Annotated in this window: 1 protein-coding gene; it reads right to left on the reverse strand. The window is 38.7% G+C overall.

The annotated features are described in order from the left end of the window. Nucleotides 1–327: 327 nt before the first annotated feature. On the reverse strand, nt 328–669 hold the full coding sequence (locus tag ACT3CE_RS18865; protein WP_444711313.1) for a sugar transferase: 342 nt from the start codon (nt 667–669) through the stop codon (nt 328–330). Between the last annotated feature and the right edge of the window lie 15 nt (nt 670–684).

A 684-nucleotide genomic window follows, 5' to 3' on the forward strand; every position in this document is an offset into this window, starting at 1 on the left:
TAATTTTTAATTACTCATTCTTAATTAAAAAGCGGGCTGCCAAATCATGATTAATCATATTTAGACTTTAGAATCAATAAGATCGTTAAAGAAAGATGCTTGGATTAAATTTTTAACAATCGAAAATGTTTACAATCTTAAAAATCTGCGTCTGATATTTCGGAATGCTTTGGCAATGTCGGGAAAAAGCCGCCGGATAATTTTTAATTATTAATTCTTCATTATTAATTAAATAGCAATCAGCTCCAAGCTTTCGACTTTTCAAGACTTTTTTGACTTTTACACCCTTTTACCTTTACACTTTTCCACCTTTTACCTTTGACCTTCTCACTGTCCATCGCCAGTAAGCATAACCTTAAAGGTTTTTAGGAAGAGGATAAAATCGAGCTTTAGCGACCAGGTATCGATATACTGCATGTCCATTTTCATCCACTGATCGAAAGGAATGTTATTGCGACCCGATACTTGCCAGATGCAGGTAATACCGGGTTTCATGCTTAAGCGACGACGCTGCCAGCGCTCATATTGCAAGACTTCGGCCGGAACTGGCGGACGGGGACCCACAATAGACATCTCACCCCGAAGGACATTAAAAAATTGTGGAAGCTCATCGAGAGAGGTTCTTCTCAGGAAATGCCCAATACGAGTAACCCTCGGATCTTTCTTTATCTTAAAAACGGGTCC

Origin of the sequence: Marinifilum sp. RC60d5, from assembly GCF_052400665.1 — a bacterium.
Classification (GTDB): Bacteria; Bacteroidota; Bacteroidia; order Bacteroidales; family Marinifilaceae; genus JBQTGK01.